Source organism: Gordonia sp. CPCC 206044 (genome assembly GCF_048537895.1).
Classification (GTDB): domain Bacteria; phylum Actinomycetota; class Actinomycetes; order Mycobacteriales; family Mycobacteriaceae; genus Gordonia.
This window is the reverse complement of the sequence record NZ_JBCLVL010000026.1, coordinates 21085-39214: the sequence shown is the minus strand read 5'-3', so window position 1 is coordinate 39214 and position 18130 is coordinate 21085. Positions and strand designations below refer to the sequence as shown.

Genomic DNA, 18130 nt, shown 5'->3' with positions numbered 1-18130 from the left:
GCCGTCGGTGGCGACGCTGGCGGTGCCTGCTTGGTGGCCGCGGGTGTCGGTGACCGTGACGGCGACCGTGTCGAGCGGTGTGCCGTCGACAGCGGTGATCCGACCCGCGATACGCGGCCGATCAGTATGCGCCACAGCGTCACCCGCACCGGCGAGCCGGTGACGTGCACCCGCCATGTGGGATTCGTCGATCAGCTCCGAGGGCACACCGACACCGGCGTCGGCCGCAACTGCCGCCAACTCGGCGCCCACCGTCTCCGGCACGGCCACGGCCGCGGACTTCTTGGAACCGGTGAACAGCGAGGCGATCGCACCCAGCACACAGCAGATCAGAGCGAAGGTGAACGCCGCGGTCAGGCCGTCCGAGAACGGATCGCTGATCAGATGCGGGAAGAACTCCAGGCCGGTCAGATGATCGACGCTGGCCTGCGGCAACCCCTGCAGGGCCGAACCGGCGACCTGCTGGATCGGGTTGTATCCCAGGAACGCGGCGAACAGGATGCCCACCGTCGGGATGTGTGCGATTCCGTTGGCCGCCTGCTCGGGCATGCCGTTGCTGGTCAGGCCGCTGTACATGGCGTCGGGCAGATGAGAGCTCAGGCCCGCGATCATCAGCGAGAAGAACAGCCCGATCGACAACACCATGGCCGCGTTCTGGAACGTGGTCATCATGCCGGCACCCGACCCGCGCGATGTCACAGGTAGCGAGTTCATCACCTCGGCGCGGTTCGGCGAGGCGAACAGGCCCATGCCGATGCCGTTGATGAGCAGGATCACGGCGAACACCCAGTAGTCGAAATCGACCGGCAGCGCGATCAACCCGGCGAACGTGCCCGCGGTGATGAGCATGCCCACCGTGGTGAACCACTTGGTGCCCAACTTGTCCGAGAGTGCTCCGGAGACCGGGGCGCTGAGCAGGAAGCCGATCGTCATGGGAACCATGTAGATACCGGCCCACAGCGGGGTGCGCGTGTAGTCGTAACCGTGCTGCGGCAGCCAGATGCCCTGCAACCAGATGATCAGGATGAACTGCAGACCACCGCGGCCGATCGAGGCCATCAGGTTGGCGATGTTGCCGAAGGCGAACGAACGGTTCTTGAACAAGGACAGTTCGAACAGCGGGCTGGAGACCTTGGTCTCGATGAAAACGAAGATCGCCAACACGATCACACCGCCGATGAGTGCGGCGAGGACCCAGGGGTTGCCCCAGCCCATGTTGGAGCTGCCGTAGGGCTGGATGCCGTAGGTGATGCCCACCAGGATCGCGATGAGGCCGACCGCGAAGGTCAGGTTGCCCCACCAGTCCATCTTGGCGTGCCTGCGCTCGCCGAGGTCGTGGAGCTTCATGTAGGCCCAGATGGTTCCGACCACACCGAAGGGCACCGAGACCAGGAAGATGAAGTGCCACTGGATCGGTGCGAGGACACCGCCGATGAGCAGACCCAGGAACGAGCCGGCGATCGCGGCGACACCGTTGATGCCCATGGCCAGACCACGCTGGTTGGCCGGGAACGCGTCGGTGAGGATGGCCGACGAGTTGGCCATCAGGAAGGCGCCACCGACACCCTGGACGATTCGCCAGAAGATCAGCCAGATCGCCGCCTCACTGCCGTCGAACCAGGTGATGGCCAAGAAGATCGACGAGACCGTGAACACGGCAAAGCCCATGTTGTACATGCGGGCTCGACCGAACATGTCACCGAGACGACCGAAGCTGACCACCAGCACGGCGGTGACGACGAGGAAGCCCATCATCATCCACAGCAGGTAGCTGGTGTTCTGCGACTCGAGGGGATTGAGGTTGATGCCCTTGAAGATGTCCGGAAGGGCGATCAGCACGATCGAGGAGTTGATCGTCGCGATCAACATGCCCAACGTGGTGTTGGACAACGCGATCCACTTGTAATTGGGGCCGAGTTCCTCCAGTGAACTCTGCCGAGAGCGCCGGGAATTGTCCGGCTCCGAGGCGGTCGCCGAAGTCGGCGGAGCCGCTGTGTCGTTCGACATCTGTGCCTTTCAGATCAAGAAGAAAAACGCTCGATCAGTTCGAGGTGTGGACGGCCTGGACGTCCAAGGTGACGGTTGCGGTGCTACCGATCTGCGCGACACCGCTGAGCAGCTTGTCGTCGAAGCTGATCCCGAAGTCGTCACGCTTCAACGTGCCGGTCGCCCGGAATCCGGCGCGTCGGCCACCCCACGGATCGTCGACCGTGCCGAGGTAGGTCATCTCGAGCGCTACCGGGACCTCGCTGCCGCGCAGCGTGAGAGTTCCGGTGAGCGACCAGGTCTCGTCGGTGGCCGGGCGTACCTGTCCGGCCCGGAACTGCGCCACCGGATACTGCTCGGCGTCGAAGAACGCATCCGACCGAAGGTGGTCGTCGCGCGTCTGGTTCTCGGTGTCGATGCTCGCCGTCTTGATCTCGGCGAGCACCGACGACCGCTCGACATCGTCGGCGACGTCGATCGATCCGGTGAAGTCGGCGAAGCGTCCCTTGATGGTGGCGATCCCGAAGTGGCGCACGCTGATCTCGATGATCGAGTGACCCGGGTCGATCTCGTAGTGGCCGGCGGCCGGCACCGGCGCACCGCCCGCGCGGACCGCGGCGATCTCGCCGAGGCTCAGCGAGCCGGGACCGGACACCACGGCGACCCGCGCGGTCGGCTGATAGCCCTCGGCGGTGACGACCACGGTGTAGGTACCGATTTCGAGATCGGCGGCGCGCACCATGCCCTCGGCGTCGGCCCGCACGATGGCGCGCTGTTCACCGGCCTGGGACATGACGGTCATGACGGCGCCGTCGAGCGGACGACCGCTGGTGGTTGCGACGCGTGCGGTGATGGTGGTGCTCATGCCTGCCCCCTTGCTCCGAGAACGAACTCGTGAGTGGCGACCCGGCCGGCCTCGACGTCGATCGTCGCAGCGACCGGGGCGTACCCGTTGGCGATGACGGTGTAGTCGCCGGGCGCGAGGTTCGCGAAGAGGTAGCGCCCGGTCTCGTCGGTGAGTGCGCTGGCCGCCATCTCGCCGGAGTCGTTGAGCAGTGCGACCTGGCTGTGCGCGACCGGCGCGCCGTCGGTGCCGGTGTTGCCGTCGGTGATGACGCCGACGAGCTCCGCGGCGGTGCGCAGCACCACGTCGACCGTGGCGCTGGCGGTGCCGCTGAGGGTCACCGTCTCCGCGACGGGATCACACCCGGGCGCGGTCACGATCACGGTGTACATGCCGTCGGCGAGACCGGCCACCTCCCAGCGGCCGTCGGCGTCGGTGACGGCGGTGGCGGTGATCTGTCCGGTGTGGTCGGCGACCGCGACCGTCGCCTTGGCGACCGTCTCACCGGTCGCCGAGGTGGTCACCGTGCCGCTCAACGCAGCCATCGACGACAACACGACGTCGACGTCGACAGGGCTGTTGCCGACGGTGATGGTGAGCGCCGACGGCTCGAATCCGTCGGCCGAGACGACGAGCACGTAGTGGCCGCCTCCCGACGCCTGCACCACGAAGGTGCCGTCGGGATGGGCGACCGACCGCGCGGCCTGACGCCCGCTCGGGTCGATGACGGTGATGGTGGCCTCGCCGATCGCGGTGCCGTCGCCGCGACGCACCTCGCCGCGAATGAGGCCGCCGGGGATCTCATAGGACGGTTGGACACCGTCGCCGTCGTGGTGGCCGTTGGTGTTGGGCTGCATCAGGCTCCCTCCTGGGTCGTGGTGTTGTCTGCTCGGTGCGGATCGAGTTCGCACATGGTGTCCGCGAGTCGTTGCATGGCCCGCGCGATCGTGTCGCGTTCGGACTCGTCGAGAGACGCGAGGGCCTCTTCGAACAGCTCCGATTTCCGTGAGGACGCACCCTGGATGTAGTCCATCCCCGGTGTGGTCAGGGCGAACAGACTGACCCGTCCGTCGTGCGGATCGGTGGTCCGTTCGACCAGCCCACGGTTTTCGAGTGCGCCGACCAGTCGTGACATGGTCGGTGCGGTGACCCCCTCGCGGTCGGCGAGTTCGGTCGCCCGGATCGGCGCGTTCTGCGCAATGGTCCACAATGCCGACATCTGTCCGGCGGACAGTTGCCCGGCACCCGCTCTGCTGCGGACCGCACGCCCGATCCGGATGAGGTCGCGGTGTACGGCGGCCGCGCAACTCGGTGACGCGGTGGTCGCGAGACCGCCGGCTCGACTCTCCTTCATCGAGACGACATCCCTCCGGCAGCCAACTAGTTAGTTAGCAAGATGAAATTAAAATTACATAGCCAGACTAAGTGATTCTCCCGCCGAAACCCTCATCGAGAAGTGTGAGTTCAGCTACAAAAGGTTGCGAGAATCGGTAGGAATCAATCCATTTCGGACATTCGCGACACGGCTGTCGGCGGCTTTCCGCGCAATGCCGACGCCACCGCAGCGCACAGCGAGAGAGCGATCGAGACCGCGAACACGACGACGAGGCCGTCGTGGAACGGTCCCGACAGCAGATCGGGGAAGAAGCTGTGCCCGGTCAGGTGATCGCGCTGAGCGGTCGTCAGGCCCTCCAACGTCCCGGTGTTCGACAGCAGATGCTCGATGGGGTTGACGCCGAGCATCGCGGAGAAGAGGGACGAGACCGGAGGCAGTTGGGAGACGTCGGATGCCACCGACGGTGGCACGCCCTGCTGTTGTAGGCCGCTCGACATGGCTTCGGGCAGGTTCGCGGACAATCCGACGACCATGAGCGAGAAGAAGACGCCGATCGACAGCGCGGTTCCCGAGTTCTGGAAGGTCGCCCGCATGCCCGACGCCACGCCCCGGTAGCGGGCCGGCACGCTGCTCATGATCGACGACGTGTTGGGTGCGGCGAACATGCCCGTCCCGATGCCGTTGATCGCGATGAGCACGGCGAACACCCAGTAGGGAAAGGCGATCGGCAGCAACATCAGCCCGACGAAGCTGGAACCGAACACCAGCATCCCGACGGTGGCGAAGCCGCGTGCCCCGAATCGATCCGACATCGCTCCGGTCAGCGGCCCCGACACGAAGAACCCGAGCGTCAGCGGCAGCATGAAGATGCCCGCCCACAGGGGCGTGTCCGCGTAGTCGTAGCCGTGCAGCGGAAGCCAGATGCCCTGCAGCCAGATGATCAGGATGAACTGCAGTCCACCCTGTGCCAGCGATGCGCACAGGGCCGCGCCGTTCCCGGCGGTGAACGCTCGGATGCGGAACAGATCGAGGTGGATCATCGGCTCGGCGACGCGTCGCTCGACGGCGACGAAGGCGATCAGCAAGGCGACGCCGACCCCGAGCAGGGTGAGCGTGGTGGGGTCGGCCCATCCCATCGTGTGTCCACCCCGTGGTTGCAAGCCGATAGTGATCGCGACCAGGATCGCCGACAGCCCGATGCCGAAGGTCGCGTTGCCCCACCAGTCGATACGCCCCGGATGTCGTTCGCCGCTGTCGCGCAGCTTGAGGTAGGCCCAGATGGTGAAGAAGATGCCGACCGGGACGTTCACCCAGAACACCGCACGCCAGTCCCACGCCGCCAGCAGACCTCCGAGGACGAGCCCGGTGAGTTGTCCGGCGAGCGCCGCAACCTGGTTGAGGCCCAACGCGAATCCCCGTCGGTCCGGTGGAAAGGCGTCGGTGAGGATGGCTGCCGAATTGCCGGTCAGCATCGATCCGCCGATCGCCTGCAACACCCGCCAACCGATCAGCCAGACCGCTGCGGCCGACGCGTGAAAGGGATCGAAGGACAACAGGATCGACGCCACGGTGAACACCGCGAACCCGGCGTTGTAGATCCGAACCCGCCCGAACATGTCGCCGAGCCGGCCGAGGGTCGTGACCGCGACGGCCTGGACGAGTCGATAGCCCATGATCATCCAGAGCAGATAGCCGATGTTCTCCGCGGCCAACGGGTCGAGGCCGATGCCGCGGAAGATCGCCGGCAGCGAGATGATCACGATCGAGCCGTCGAGTGCGGACATGAACACCGCGGCCGTCGTGTTCGACAACGCCACCCATCGATACCGATCGGGACGTGTGGACGGGTTCGCGGTCTCCTGCGACGTCGGTGTGGCTGTCACAGTGCCTCCCGCAGCCGATCGAGCAGGGGCAGTGCCGTGGCGAGCGTCGTGATCTCGTCGTCGGTCAACGCGCGCGACAGCGCTTCGGCGATCGCCACCGTGCGTTGATTGCGACGCCCGTTGAGTGCGCCCACGCCACTGGGTGTCAGGTCCACGACGATCCGTCGGCGATCGGCGGGGTCGGGTGTGCGATCGACGAGACCGCGGTCCAGCAGGCCGGCGACGGTGGTCCCCATGGCCTGTGGGCTGACCTGCTCGCGGCGGGCCAGGTCGGCGGACGTGCACGGACCGTCGCGGTCGAGGCGGGCCAGCACCATGGTCTCGGGGACGCTCGGATCGTCGGGGCCGCGGCGCTGGCGCAGTTGGCGGACGAGGGAGCCGACCGTGATGCGCAGGTCGGAGGCGACGTCGAGCGGATCGGGTTTCGGCATTTAATCAATCTAAATTGATCAGTTTGTGTTGATCAATTGCGGCAAGTCGGTCATCTGCGCCGGTTTCCGACAATTCGTCGGCGAGCCGGTCATGATCAGACCATGACGATCGATGAACAGGAACTCCGGTCCGCGATCGACGGCGCCGCTGCCCGCGTGCACGGTGACCTGGTCGGATGGCGACATCACCTGCACGCGCACCCCGAGTTGTCGAATCGGGAGGTCGCCACCGAGGCGTTCATCGTCGAACGTCTCACCGAGGCCGGTGTCGACGAGATCCATCAGGGCATCGCCGGACACGGGGTGGTGGCGTTGCTCAAGGGTGGCCGACCGGGGCCTCGGATCGCGGCACTACGTGCCGACACCGACGCTCTTCCGGTCGCGGAGACGTCAGGCGTCGACTTCGCGTCCACCGTCGTCGACGAGAACTATCCCGGGGGTCCGTTCCCGGTGTCACACGCGTGCGGCCACGACTGTCACACGGCGACAGTGCTCGGCGCCGCCCACGTATTGGCCTCGGTGCGTGAACATCTGCCGGGTTCGGTGATGTTCATCTTCCAGCCCGCAGAGGAGGGGCCGCCGGTCGACGAGCCGGGAGGTGCGCAGGCCATGGTGGATGCGGGAGCATTCGGCTCCACGGCGCCGACGATGGTCTTCGGCATGCACGTGGCGCCGTTCCCGAAGGGCATCGTCGGGGTGCACGTCGGCAATCAGTTCGCCGCGTCGTGCATGGTGAAGGTCACGATCGAGGGCAAGCAGGTGCACGGTTCCACGCCGTGGTTCGGTGTCGACCCCTATCCCGTTGCGGCCCAGATCATCACCGGAAGCGCGCAGATCTACCGACAGGTGCCGGCGACCAATGCGATCACCGTGTCCTTCGGGCATCTCGACGATGTCGGACGTTTCAACATCATCGGCGCGACGGTCACCCTGTGGGGCACGATCCGGTGCCTGTCCGCGGGCGACATGGCGACGGCGCAGGCGAATCTGCGGACCCTGGTGGACGGCGCGGCCGCCTCGTTCGGCGCGACAGCAACGGTCGAGTACCTACAGGATGTGCCCCCGGTGACCAACACACCCGAGTGGGTGGACGCGATCCGACCCAGCATCGAGCGTGTCGTCGGTGACGAGCGTGTCGTCGACGTGCCGCCGGCGATGGGCTACGACGACATGTCGGTGTTCGTCCGTGATTTCGGCGGCGCCTACTTCAACTACGGCGTGCAGGACACGCGACTGACCGTCGACTCGATCGAACCGGTCGAGGGCGGCCGCGGGATCGCGATGAACCACGCGCCGAACTTCTATGCCGACGACGACGCGCTCCTCGATTACCTGCGCATCTTCGCCCATGTCGCCAACGACCACCTGCACGGTGCCGCAACGACTTCGACGAACGGTCAGTAGCGGGCCGGCACGTGCGTCAACGCCAGATCGGGGCTCTGGTACTCGCCGATCGTGCGCTTGGGCAGTTCGATGTCCGGAGCCGCCAGTGGTGTGTACGGGATCTGGTCGAGGAGATGCCGGATGATGTTGAGGCGGCCACGCTTCTTGTCATCGGTGTTCGCGACGTGCCATGGGGCCCAACCGGTATCGGTGTAGCGGAACATGTCGTCACGCGCCCGGGTGTAATCGTCCCACCGCGCGTACGACTTGATGTCCATCGGTGACAGCTTCCAGTACTTGCGGGGATCGGTCAGGCGGCCCTCGAGACGGGCCGTCTGCTGTTCGGGGCTCACCTCGAGCCAGTACTTGATCAACGTGATCCCCGCCCGAACCATCGCTCGCTCGAGTTCCGGTGCATCGCTGAGGAATTGCTTCGACTCCTCCTCGGAGCAGAAACCCATCACCCGCTCCACCCCGGCCCGGTTGTACCAACTGCGGTCGAAGATGACCACCTCGCCGGCCGCGGGAAAATGCGCCACATAGCGCTGCATGAACATCTGCGACTTCTCGCGCTCGGTGGGGGTGGGTAACGCGGTCACCCGGAAGACCCGCGGACTGACCCGCTCGGTGATCGCCTTGATGACACCACCCTTACCCGCGGTGTCCCTGCCCTCGAAGACGATGGCGACCTTCGCTCCCGTCGCGCGCACCCACTCTTGCAGCGCGACGAGTTCGGCATGCAGTTCCTTCAGTTCCTTGCGGTACTCCTTGTTCTTCATCAGAGGCAGTGGTGTGGAGGCGGATTCGTCGTGCTGGTGCGACGACTGGCCGTGCTCGGCGCCGGCGTGATGCTTGGAATGCTTGGATTTGTGCGACTTCTTGGATTTCTTGCCCACATCGTCTCCTCACGCCGTCGGGGTCACCACCCGATCTGTTGGCCCAGCACTTTACGTCAGGATCGGCGTACACCGCGCGGTAATACGCCTGCCGTCGTGCCGGGATGCGCGTCAGACGAGTTCGGGTACGTGCAGATGGGCGAGAACGAGCTCGAACTCGCACACCTCGAGCACCTCCGCGCCGGCGTCGGCGGTGCCCGCCTCGCGGATCGTGCCGGCTTCGCCCCGGGTCCGTTCCATCGCGTCGGTGCTGTCGTAGGCGACCGACGACACGGCGAGGGCGGACTCTCTGTCGATCATCAGGCTGGCGCTGCAGAATCCGTCGAGGTCGCCGAGAGCGGGCAGCGACGCCAGTTTGAAGACGTCGACGGCACGGTCGAAGTGGTCGGGGTCCACCCGGAACCACGTCGCTCGAATGCAGGCGCCGTCGCGGGCGCGGTGATCGCGGTGGAGTGCGGCGATCTCCCATTCGTCGACCTGCGGCCGTCCGCCGAGCGTCTCTGCCGCTCGGGTGCGGACCGACTGCAGGCGGCGGTCGGTGGCGAGCATCGCCTCGCGGGTCTCCCACGAGCTGGTGATGATGCATCGCCGCGAGCCGCGGTCGACGATCATCGACAGGCCGCGATAGCCCGGTAAGACGGCGAGCATCGGTGCGACCTCGGTCTCCACATGGCGAATCCCGGTGTCGATGAGATTCGGATGAGCGACGACGGTGGTGGATCGTGCGAACACGGCTCTTCCCTCCGGTCGGGGCAGCGCCCCGGCGGCGCCGCCGGTCGCCCATGACGATTCTCCGTTACCGACCGGTTGGCAAGAGGTCGCGTGCTGCGCAGCAGCGGTTCACCGGGCACCCGACGTGCGGGTCGAGGGGCGGGCTGTGGGCGGTCGCGCGGCGGAGACGCCGGGTGCGATGGTTCCATGGATACGGCGCGCACGGCGCGACCGCGGTCACACACCGACGTCGGAGGTGATCGCGTCGTGGTCACCACGGGTGACCGCTCACTGTCCCCGACGATGAGGAAACCCGGTTTGACCACCTACGACGATCCAGAGATCCGGCCGTCCACCGACGACGACGAGGGCTATCAGCGGGGGCTCACCAGCCGCACCGTCCAGATGATCGCCATCGGCGGTGCCATCGGAACCGGCCTGTTCTACGGGGCGGGCGGTGCGATCGAGAAGGCCGGACCGGCCCTGATCCTCGCCTACGCGCTCGCCGGGTTGGCCATCTTCATCGTGATGCGTGCACTCGGCGAGATGCTGATCTACCGACCGATCTCCGGCGGCATCAGCGAGTACGCCGACGAGTTCCTCGGACGGTTCGCCGGGTTCAGCCAGGGCTGGACGTACTGGGCGGTGTGGACCACCACCTGCATGGCTGAGATCACCGTCGCCGGCAAGTACGTCAACTACTGGTGGCCGTCCATCCCGGTGTGGGTGACGGCATTGGTGGCGCTGATCGTGCTGTTCGGCGCCAACCTGATCTCCGTCGGGTTGTTCGGGCGTGCAGAGTTCTGGTTCTCCGCCATCAAGGTCACCGCCATCCTCGGCATGATCATCGTCGGCATCGGCGTGCTGCTGCCGATCTCCGGTCTCGGCCCCGAGACGGGCCCGTCGGTGACCAACCTCTGGAACGACGGCGGCTTCTTCGCCACCGGCTTCACCAACGCGTTGCTGAGTCTGCAGATCGTGATGTTCGCCTACGTGGGTGTCGAGCTCGTCGGCGTCACCGCGGGCGAAGCGCGCAATCCGCGTGTGACACTGCGCAAGGCGATCAACTCGGTGCCGTTCCGTATCGGCATCTTCTACGTCGGTTCGCTCATCGTGATCCTGTCGGTGCGCAGCTGGCGTGATTTCGAAGACGGGCAGAGCCCGTTCGTCTCGGTCTTCCAGTACATCGGCATCCCGGGGGCCGCGGGCATCGTCAACTTCGTGCTGCTCACCGCGGCCCTGTCGTCGTGCAACTCCGGCATCTACTCCACCGGTCGCATGCTGCGCTCGCTCGCGCAACGCGGTGATGCGCCACGCCGGCTCGACACGCTGTCCGGGCGCAAGGTTCCGATGGTCGGCATCGTGCTGAGTGCTGCCGTCATGGCGATCGGTGTGGTCGTCAACGTCATCGACCCCGACCACGCCTTCTCCTACATCACCTCGGTGTCCACGGTCGGGATCATCGTCGTGTGGTCGACGATCCTGCTGTGTCACATGGCCTACCGTCGCAAGGTGGCCAACGGGGAGTTGCCCGCGTCGGACTATCGCGTGCCGGGTGCACCCTTCACCACCGGGGCGGCGCTGGCCTTCCTGATGTTGGTGTTCGTGCTGCTGTTCTTCAACGAGGACGGACGGATCGCACTCGTCGTCGGGGCGGTCTGGTTCGCGCTGGTCGGTATCGGCTACATCGTGTGGTCGAAGACGATCGCACGCGACGACCAGCGGGTCTCCGTCGGGCGCTGAGGGTCTCGCACGACGCACCGATCAGGGTGTGACGGTTGACACACCCCGCCCGCTGCTGTTCAGTGATTGCAGTCCGGTAGCACGCCGACCGGCATCCGGTTGCGGTTGCATCACCTTCGGGGGCATCTGTGCGAATCCGTGGAGTTTTCTGTGCTGCAGGGATTCTGACGACCCTGATGATCTCGATGGCATCGCTCGGTCCCGCACAGGCGGTACCGAGCGGTCCGGACCGGGTCGAGCAGGTCTACGCCTCGAGTTCTCCGGTGCCCGGTGTGATCTCGTCGGTCGTGCGCCTGCGCTCGCCCCTGCCCGCGTCGGTCGGGCCTCACCCGGCCGCCTGTGACTGGTTGTCCTATCTGCGGTTCCGGTCGGCGGGCGGGCCCACGGAGTCGGTCGACGCCGACCGCATTCTGGTCGCGCAACCCGGAATCTTCGAGGGAGCCGGGGCTTTCGAGAGCGTGGCCCGAAACACCGTTGCCAAGGCCGCAGCCGCCGGACGGTCGATCGAACTGTGGGCGCTCGATCGCCGCTCCAATTGCGCCGAGGACCACACCGGGCTGCAAGCCGCGCTCCGGACAGGCGATTTCGCGACGGCGGCCGACTACTACGCAGGCAAGTCGACGATCGACGGTCACCGATTCGCCGGATTCCCGTCCCTCACCGAGATCTCCGGAACACTCGGCTGGGCCAAGGGTCTCGGGTTGGCCCAGACGTTGCGCGACGAGTACGACGTCCTGCGTCATGAAGTGCCGGATCAGAAGGTCCGCAAGCGCAAGGTTCTCTGTGGCGGCCATTCGATGGGCGGATTCGTCACCGCCTACTTCGCCGAATGGGATTTCGACGGCAACCCCCGGACCCTCGACGACGCCGGGTACAACCAATGCGGCGGATACTTCGCCCTCGACACCGCGATCAGCACCAATCTGGCCGGTATCGCATTGGACCCGCTGGGTGTTCCCGGGCTACCTCGCGGGATCGGATCATTGCTGGGGGTCATGTCGCAACCCGTCGAACAGATGCTGCCGGTGCTGGCACTACCTGCCGTCATCAACCCCGAGACGATGAACCTTCTCGCGTTGGCCGGACTCGCGACCCGACTGCATCCGAACCGGGTCGACGAGATCGTCGGTCATCTGCCGGACAATCTGAACGTCGAGCTGACACTGCGCACGCTGCTCGCCAAGGACCATCTCCAGTTCGCAACGGGCCGACCCGATGTGAAGAAACTGCATGCGACAAACGCCGCGATCCTGGGCGCCATTTTGGACGACAACTCGCAGCCCTTCGGATTCCTGCAAGCCAGCCTCGGGTCCATCACCGGAGGGCCCGTCGCGCCCAAGGTGTTCCCGCTTCCGTACGAGGCGCGCAACGTCTTCCCGATGGCGCAGACGGCCTTCGGCGATGGAAAGAAGTTCGCCGCGACCGGGTTCGGGCCACACGATGTGTACCGGTGGGTCGACTACGACCGGACCTCACCGTCGCTGCGCCGGTACTCGTCACCGGCTTCCGAGGTCACGTCCATTCACGAATTGGCGCGTAACCTGTCCGAGCCGCCACTGGATTTCACCGAGTGGTACTTCCCGACGCGTCTGCCGGCCGACATGATGGCGGGCGAGGGTGCCGACTTCACCCGATGCCGGCTGCACCCGGGGGCGTGGAAAGGCAAGGCGACCATCACGTTCACCGCGTCGGGCGGTATCGGTGCCACGGGCACCGGCGAGGGCGAGCAGGTGTACCTGCCCGGCTACAACCACATCGACGTCCTGACCGCGGCGGCACGGCAGAACAACGGCAAGCCCGAGCAGGTGTCGACGCGCCTGGCGGATTTCGCGGAGACGTCGACGCGCGGCTAACCCCGGTTCAGTGCGACCGCTGCGCGGATAGGCCGACCGCCGCCCGCCGAAGACCCTTCCATCAAGGTCCGTCAGGTGCTCCCAAGTGCGAACCGAAGTCCGACAGCCGTCACAGGTATGCATTACTGTAACCAAAACGGTAATGTCTCTTGCGAGGAGTTCGGGATGCGCGGGTCCACCACTTCGACCGACGACGGGCCACAGCGCGGACCCATACCGGCGGCGGCCAAGCGGGCCGCGACGGCCGGGTTCGTCGGGACATTCATCGAGTACTACGACTTTGCGTTGTACGGAGTGCTCACCGTCTACTTTGCGCCTCTCTTCTTCCCGTCCGGCAATCACGCGGTCTCGTTTCTCGTGGGCCTCACGGTGTTCGGCGCAGGGTTCATCGCCCGGCCGCTCGGAGGCATACTCTTCGGCCGCATCGGGGATCGGAGTGGTCGCCGAACCGCCCTGATGGCCACGGTCGTGGTGATGGGTGTCTGTGCCGCACTGATCGGCGTGCTGCCGTCCTACGACGCCATCGGACTTCTGGCGCCCGCGATTCTGGTTATCCTCCGGATCGGGCAAGGGTTGTCGGCGGGCGCCGAGATGCTTGGCTCAGTGACATTTGCGCTCGAATCAGCCCCAGAGGCACGGCGCGGTTTGCTGTCGTCGTTGACGCCGTTCGGTGCCGGTCTCGGTGGTTCGAGCGGCGCAGTGCTCGCGGCGGTACTCGCGCTGAGCGCATCCGAGCAATTCATGTCCGATTACGGCTGGCGTATCCCGTTTCTCGTCGCCGCGCCCTTGACTCTGGTGGCGTTCGTCATTCGTCGAAGGGTGGAGGACTCACCTGAGTTCGCCGAGATGGTGAAGAACCGTGAGATCCTGAAATCGCCACTGAGGGAGACATTGACGAAGTATTGGCGGCCGGTGCTACTGGCCGGTGGGGTCGCCATCGGCGTCAACGGTTCCGCGGGGGTGGCGCAGTGGTTCGCAGTCTTTCTTGCGGGTAACCGCGAGCTCGCGGTGGGCATGGTGATGATCACCTATGCGACGTCGATGGTCCTCGGAGCGCTGTGGCATCCGTTGTCGGGCTGGGTCACCGACCGAATCGGGCAGGAACGGTGGCTGGCCACCCTGCTCGGCGCCTTCATCGTGGTGTCGGGGCCGATCTTCTGGTTGCTGTCGGTCACCGAGAATCCCGTGCTGCTGGTGGTCGCAATGGGTGCCTATCTGATCCTCACCAACCTCGTCATGGCGCCTGGCTTCGGCTACATCGCGGAACTGTTTCCCCGTCGAATCCGATATACCGCCAGCAATTTCGGGCAGAACATCGGCACTGTACTCGGCGGTGGTCTGGCGCCGCTGGTGTGCGGTGCGTTGTTGCTCGCAACCGGCTCGGTGGCCGGGCCGGTGATGTGGATAGTCGGTGTCAGTGTCGTCGGACTTGCGGCGCTCGCAGTGGCGCGGTGGTATCCGGATGTGGAGAACTACGAAGCCGACCGTCCGGAAACCGTGCGGGTCGAATCGCCGACGCCCGAAGCGAGGCGCTAACCCCGGTTCAGCGCGACCGCTGCGCGGATCAGATCGACGAACGCATCTGCGTCGAGCGTGTCGGACTCCTTGATGTCGACGGCGCGGCGGGTGCCCGCGGTGAGGCTCGCGTTGAACACCTTGGCGGGGTCGGGGAGGGATGCTCCCTGCCCGAAGGTCACCTTGATCTTGTCTTTGTAGGTCTCCAACGTGCAGACCAGACCGTCGAGCGAGAACGTGGGCACGCCGCCGGGATTGGAAGGCTTGCGCCACTTGATCTCTTCGGCGATGTCGGGCTCGGCCCGCAGGATCAGCGTCCGGATCTCGTCGGCCCGCTCTTCGCGCCAGTCGGTGGTCATCAGGCAACCGTAGTCGATGCCGGCGCGCTCGCGGGGGTATCGGAGGTCTTCGAACTGGGTCGAGATCCGCTGGTCCTTCCGTGCCGAATGATCGGACGCTGTAGGGGATTCCGGATGGACTGACAATCCATTGGAGCGATCCCCGGAGGGGTTGCGCAAACCGGACAAATCGCATACTGTATCGAACATACTTTCGAGTTTCCGAGGGGGGTGCAACTCGATGAGCGTCGACGATCAGCGGTCCACGATGGTGGCGCTGTATGCCGAGTTGCACGATCTGCTCGACCGGATCGATGCTGCCGATCCCACGGCGGCGAGTGACCACGAGACCATCGACGTCGCGGACGCGCATGAACGTGCCGCGCGTCGTATGGCTTCGATCGGATACCGCCGGGTCCTCGAGGTGTCCGATCGGGCCGCACACATCAAAGCCGGGTACCGGTCCCTGCACGACTTCATGGTCGCCAAGCTGCGCATCACCAATCCGGGCATGCGCCGCAAGCACATCGAGGCGTTGACATCGATGCGTTCGATGCAGGGCGACGTGTTGGCACCGCGCTGCCCGCACACCGCGCAGGCGCTCCGTGAGGGTGCAATCGGGCCCGATCACGTGCAGAGAATCCTCGAGGCGTTGCGGCAGATCCCGGCCGCGGTGCCGGCCGACGCCAGGGATGCCGCAGAAGCGACGCTGGCTCGATTGGCGCGGGCGCACACCCCGAGCGGTATCGCCAAGCTCGGCGCACGCCTGGTGGCCCACCTCGACCCGGATGGGCGGCTCACCGACGACACCGACCGCGCCCGTCGTCGTGGACTGGGCCTCGGCGACCAGGATGCGCAGTCGATGAGCCGCCTGACCGGCTCGCTCGACCCGCTCACGCGGGCGATGTTCGATGTCCTGCTCGATGCGTGGGCTGCGCCCGGGATGAACAATCCCGACGACGACCGATCACCGCGGGGCAGCAAGGACGACGTCGATGCCGAGTTGCTGAAAGACGCTGCCGGCCGCGATTCCCGTGCCCAGTCGCAACGCAATCACGACGCACTCAAGGCTCTGCTCACCGCGGTTCTCGACGGTGGGCTACTCGGCAAGAGCCATCGCGGCCTGCCCCCGCACCTGATCATCAAGATCACCGAAGCGGAGTTGCGCGAGCGGGCCGGCGTCGGTGAGACGGCCGGCGGCGCTCAGTTGCCGATCAAAGACGTCATCGATCTCGCCGCGCGAGCGCAGATGCACCTCGCGGTGTTCGCCGATCACAGCGCCGAGGTGCTCTACCTCGGTAGGGCGAAACGATGTGCCAACCAATCCCAACGATTCGCACTGTTCGCCCGAGATGGCGCCGGCTGCACCTGCCCCGAATGCACACAACCGTTCACCCACCTGGAAATCCATCACGCCGAACAGGATTGGGCCGACGGTGGGTGGACCGACATCATCGATCTCGCCGGCTCGTGTCCGCCGCACAACCGTCGGGTCGGCCCGAGGCCCGGCCAATTCACCACCCACATGGTGGTCGACGGCCCCGATGCCGGGCGGCCCGCCTGGACACTCAACGGTGACGGACCACCAGATCCGCCGCGGGTCAACCGCACCCACCACCTCGGTGAGGAACTCGCCGCACACCTGCAACGAGGGCTTCCACCGCCGGGCGACGCCCCGCCCGAGCGTGCCGTGAGCCGCACACGCGCCTCGGGCATGCGAGAAGAACGCCGTCGCGTGCCGAGACTCATCTCGTCCGGATGGTCGGTGCGAGTTCTGACCCGCGACGATCTCATCTCCCGATGAGATCGGTCGCCGATCGATCGTGCGCCGGTGACGATGCGATGAACTCGGCGCCTCGGTCAGGTCAGTCTTCTCGAGGCAACAACCGAGAGGAGCGCCATGCGCAAGCTCGTCATCACACAGAACATCACGCTGGACGGATCGATCGAGATGCTGACGTCCTGGTTCGATCCGACCGATTCGGCACCGGATCTGGTGGAGGAGTCTCACCGCCAAGACGCGCAGGCCGATGCCCTGCTGGTGGGTCGACGCACCTTCGAGGACTTCCGCGGTTACTGGCCGCATCAGCACGATGACCCGACCGGCGTCGCCGAGTACCTGAACGGCGTCGACAAATATGTCGTATCGTCGACCATGACCGACCCGAACTGGCAGAACTCGACGGTTCTGCCGGGCGAGGATGTCACAGACAGTGTCCGCGAACTCAAGGCGCGCGACGGCAAGGACATCGTGGTCACCGGCAGCATCCGGCTGACGCACCGGCTGATCGCAGCCGACCTCGTCGATGAGTACCGGCTCTTCGTCTATCCCGTCGTCCAGGGGCGGGGCCGACGTCTGTTCCCGGACGGTGAGGAGATCACGACAATCGCACTGTCCGAGTCGAAATCATTCAGCAACGGGGTGGCCCTGTTGACGTATCGCGTCGGCTGAACGGCGGGCTACGTCGACGCCGTGTCCGCAGGTCGTGCCTGATCTCCGGACAGTCCGGGGGCCGCGGTCTCCAGCACCGCCGTCACATGGTCGACGAAGGCCGATCGGTCGTCGCCGAAATTTCCTTCCGACCACTCGATGAACAAGGAGATGATCGACCCGAACAGGGTTGCGTACTGCATCCTGGTTCCCACGGGCACACGTGCGCGCCGAGTGGGACGACGCAGTCCCGGTGAGATCAAGTCCAGGATCGATTCCCGCACATACTCGCGTAGTCGGCGATCCGCGATGGGTTCGACGAACAGTATTCGGCACACCCGGACATCCTCGGCCACCAATTGCGCTGCGGCGTCGACACCCACGCGTCGCGGCGATCCATCCGGGGCCCCGGCGACGGCCTCGTCGACGACACTGCGGGCCCGCTCGAACGTCGTTCGGTACACCTCGTGGAGGAGGTCGTCGGTGTCGGTGAAGCTCTCGTAGAAGAACTTCTGGCTCAGTCCGGCGCAGCGACACACCGCGCGCATGGTCATCGCGTTGACGCCACCGGTCCCCACCAAGTCGATGCCTGCGTCCACCAGCCGGCCGCGGCGTTCTGCGGAGCGCTCATGCGGCGTGCGGCCGCGATAGGGCCTTGACATGCCGCTGAGTATACGGGCAGATTTGAATTTGGGAAGCACATGCTTCCTGATAAGGGAAGGGATTGCCGCTGCCGATGTCCGACCACGAAACAACCACCGCCATGGACGATCTCAAGTC

General features: G+C 65.8%; 16 protein-coding genes. 6 read left to right on the top strand and 10 right to left on the bottom strand.

Annotated features, from left to right (window positions below; translation table 11 throughout):
* The 6 genes from AAFP35_RS25670 to AAFP35_RS25645 form a co-directional block, all read right to left on the bottom strand.
* On the bottom strand, positions 1 to 2007 hold a 2007-nt coding region (locus AAFP35_RS25670), incomplete at its 3' end, for an MFS transporter (RefSeq protein WP_419224518.1).
* Between the two features lie 34 nt (positions 2008 to 2041).
* A complete protein-coding gene (locus AAFP35_RS25665; protein ID WP_419224517.1) occupies positions 2042 to 2851 on the bottom strand; it encodes a YceI family protein in 810 nt (269 codons plus the stop codon).
* Positions 2848 to 3687, bottom strand: a complete 840-nt coding sequence (locus AAFP35_RS25660) for an MSCRAMM family protein (RefSeq protein ID WP_419224516.1) — start codon at positions 3685 to 3687, stop codon at positions 2848 to 2850. Before AAFP35_RS25660 ends, AAFP35_RS25665 begins: the two co-directional genes overlap by 4 nt.
* A complete protein-coding gene (locus tag AAFP35_RS25655; RefSeq protein WP_419224515.1) occupies positions 3687 to 4184 on the bottom strand; it encodes a MarR family winged helix-turn-helix transcriptional regulator in 498 nt (165 codons plus the stop codon). The genes AAFP35_RS25660 and AAFP35_RS25655 overlap by 1 nt, the downstream gene beginning before the upstream one ends.
* 143 nt (positions 4185 to 4327) lie before the next feature.
* The gene (locus AAFP35_RS25650; RefSeq protein ID WP_419224514.1) at positions 4328 to 6049 is read right to left on the bottom strand and encodes an MFS transporter; all 1722 of its coding nucleotides are present in this window, start codon (positions 6047 to 6049) and stop codon (positions 4328 to 4330) included.
* Positions 6046 to 6480 carry a MarR family winged helix-turn-helix transcriptional regulator gene (locus tag AAFP35_RS25645; protein WP_419224513.1) on the bottom strand — a complete coding sequence of 145 codons (435 nt, stop codon included), beginning with the start codon at positions 6478 to 6480 and terminating at the stop codon, positions 6046 to 6048. The genes AAFP35_RS25650 and AAFP35_RS25645 overlap by 4 nt, the downstream gene beginning before the upstream one ends.
* Positions 6481 to 6582: 102 nt before the next feature.
* Here AAFP35_RS25645 and AAFP35_RS25640 point away from each other — a divergent pair, with 102 nt between their 5' ends.
* Entirely contained in the window at positions 6583 to 7884 is a 1302-nt protein-coding gene (locus AAFP35_RS25640; RefSeq protein WP_419224512.1) for a M20 metallopeptidase family protein, read from the top strand.
* Here AAFP35_RS25640 and ppk2 read toward each other — a convergent pair.
* Both ppk2 and AAFP35_RS25630 read right to left on the bottom strand, forming a co-directional pair.
* Positions 7878 to 8759 (bottom strand): polyphosphate kinase 2, encoded by an 882-nt coding sequence (gene ppk2 / locus AAFP35_RS25635; RefSeq protein WP_419224511.1) that lies wholly within the window; start codon positions 8757 to 8759, stop codon positions 7878 to 7880. The genes AAFP35_RS25640 and ppk2 overlap by 7 nt on opposite strands.
* Positions 8760 to 8870: 111 nt before the next feature.
* Positions 8871 to 9491, bottom strand: a complete 621-nt coding sequence (locus tag AAFP35_RS25630) for a hypothetical protein (protein ID WP_419224510.1) — start codon at positions 9489 to 9491, stop codon at positions 8871 to 8873.
* 282 nt (positions 9492 to 9773) lie between these two features.
* Here AAFP35_RS25630 and AAFP35_RS25625 point away from each other — a divergent pair, with 282 nt between their 5' ends.
* From AAFP35_RS25625 to AAFP35_RS25615, 3 genes are all read left to right on the top strand, one after another.
* Positions 9774 to 11213, top strand: coding sequence for an amino acid permease (locus AAFP35_RS25625; RefSeq protein WP_419224509.1), 1440 nt, complete (start codon positions 9774 to 9776; stop codon positions 11211 to 11213).
* 185 nt (positions 11214 to 11398) lie between these two features.
* Positions 11399 to 13066: a hypothetical protein gene (locus tag AAFP35_RS25620; protein ID WP_419224508.1), complete on the top strand. Its 1668-nt coding sequence runs from the start codon at positions 11399 to 11401 to the stop codon at positions 13064 to 13066.
* 165 nt (positions 13067 to 13231) lie between these two features.
* Complete coding sequence (locus tag AAFP35_RS25615; protein WP_419224507.1) at positions 13232 to 14602, top strand: MFS transporter; 1371 nt, start codon at positions 13232 to 13234, stop codon at positions 14600 to 14602.
* On the opposite strand, the gene AAFP35_RS25610 is transcribed toward AAFP35_RS25615, so the two are convergent.
* Complete coding sequence (locus AAFP35_RS25610; RefSeq protein ID WP_419224506.1) at positions 14599 to 14940, bottom strand: DUF1801 domain-containing protein; 342 nt, start codon at positions 14938 to 14940, stop codon at positions 14599 to 14601. The two genes, AAFP35_RS25615 and AAFP35_RS25610, sit on opposite strands and share 4 nt — an antisense overlap.
* Before the next feature lie 220 nt (positions 14941 to 15160).
* On the opposite strand from AAFP35_RS25610, the gene AAFP35_RS25605 reads away from it, so the two are divergent.
* Together AAFP35_RS25605 and AAFP35_RS25600 are read left to right on the top strand one after the other, a co-directional pair.
* Positions 15161 to 16723: a DUF222 domain-containing protein gene (locus AAFP35_RS25605; RefSeq protein ID WP_419224505.1), complete on the top strand. Its 1563-nt coding sequence runs from the start codon at positions 15161 to 15163 to the stop codon at positions 16721 to 16723.
* 96 nt (positions 16724 to 16819) lie between these two features.
* On the top strand, positions 16820 to 17371 hold the full coding sequence (locus AAFP35_RS25600) for a dihydrofolate reductase family protein (RefSeq protein WP_419224504.1): 552 nt from the start codon (positions 16820 to 16822) through the stop codon (positions 17369 to 17371).
* Between the two features lie 8 nt (positions 17372 to 17379).
* Here the strand turns inward: AAFP35_RS25600 and AAFP35_RS25595 are convergent, their stop codons facing one another.
* Positions 17380 to 18012 (bottom strand): TetR/AcrR family transcriptional regulator, encoded by a 633-nt coding sequence (locus tag AAFP35_RS25595; protein ID WP_419224503.1) that lies wholly within the window; start codon positions 18010 to 18012, stop codon positions 17380 to 17382.
* Positions 18013 to 18130 lie beyond the last annotated feature (118 nt).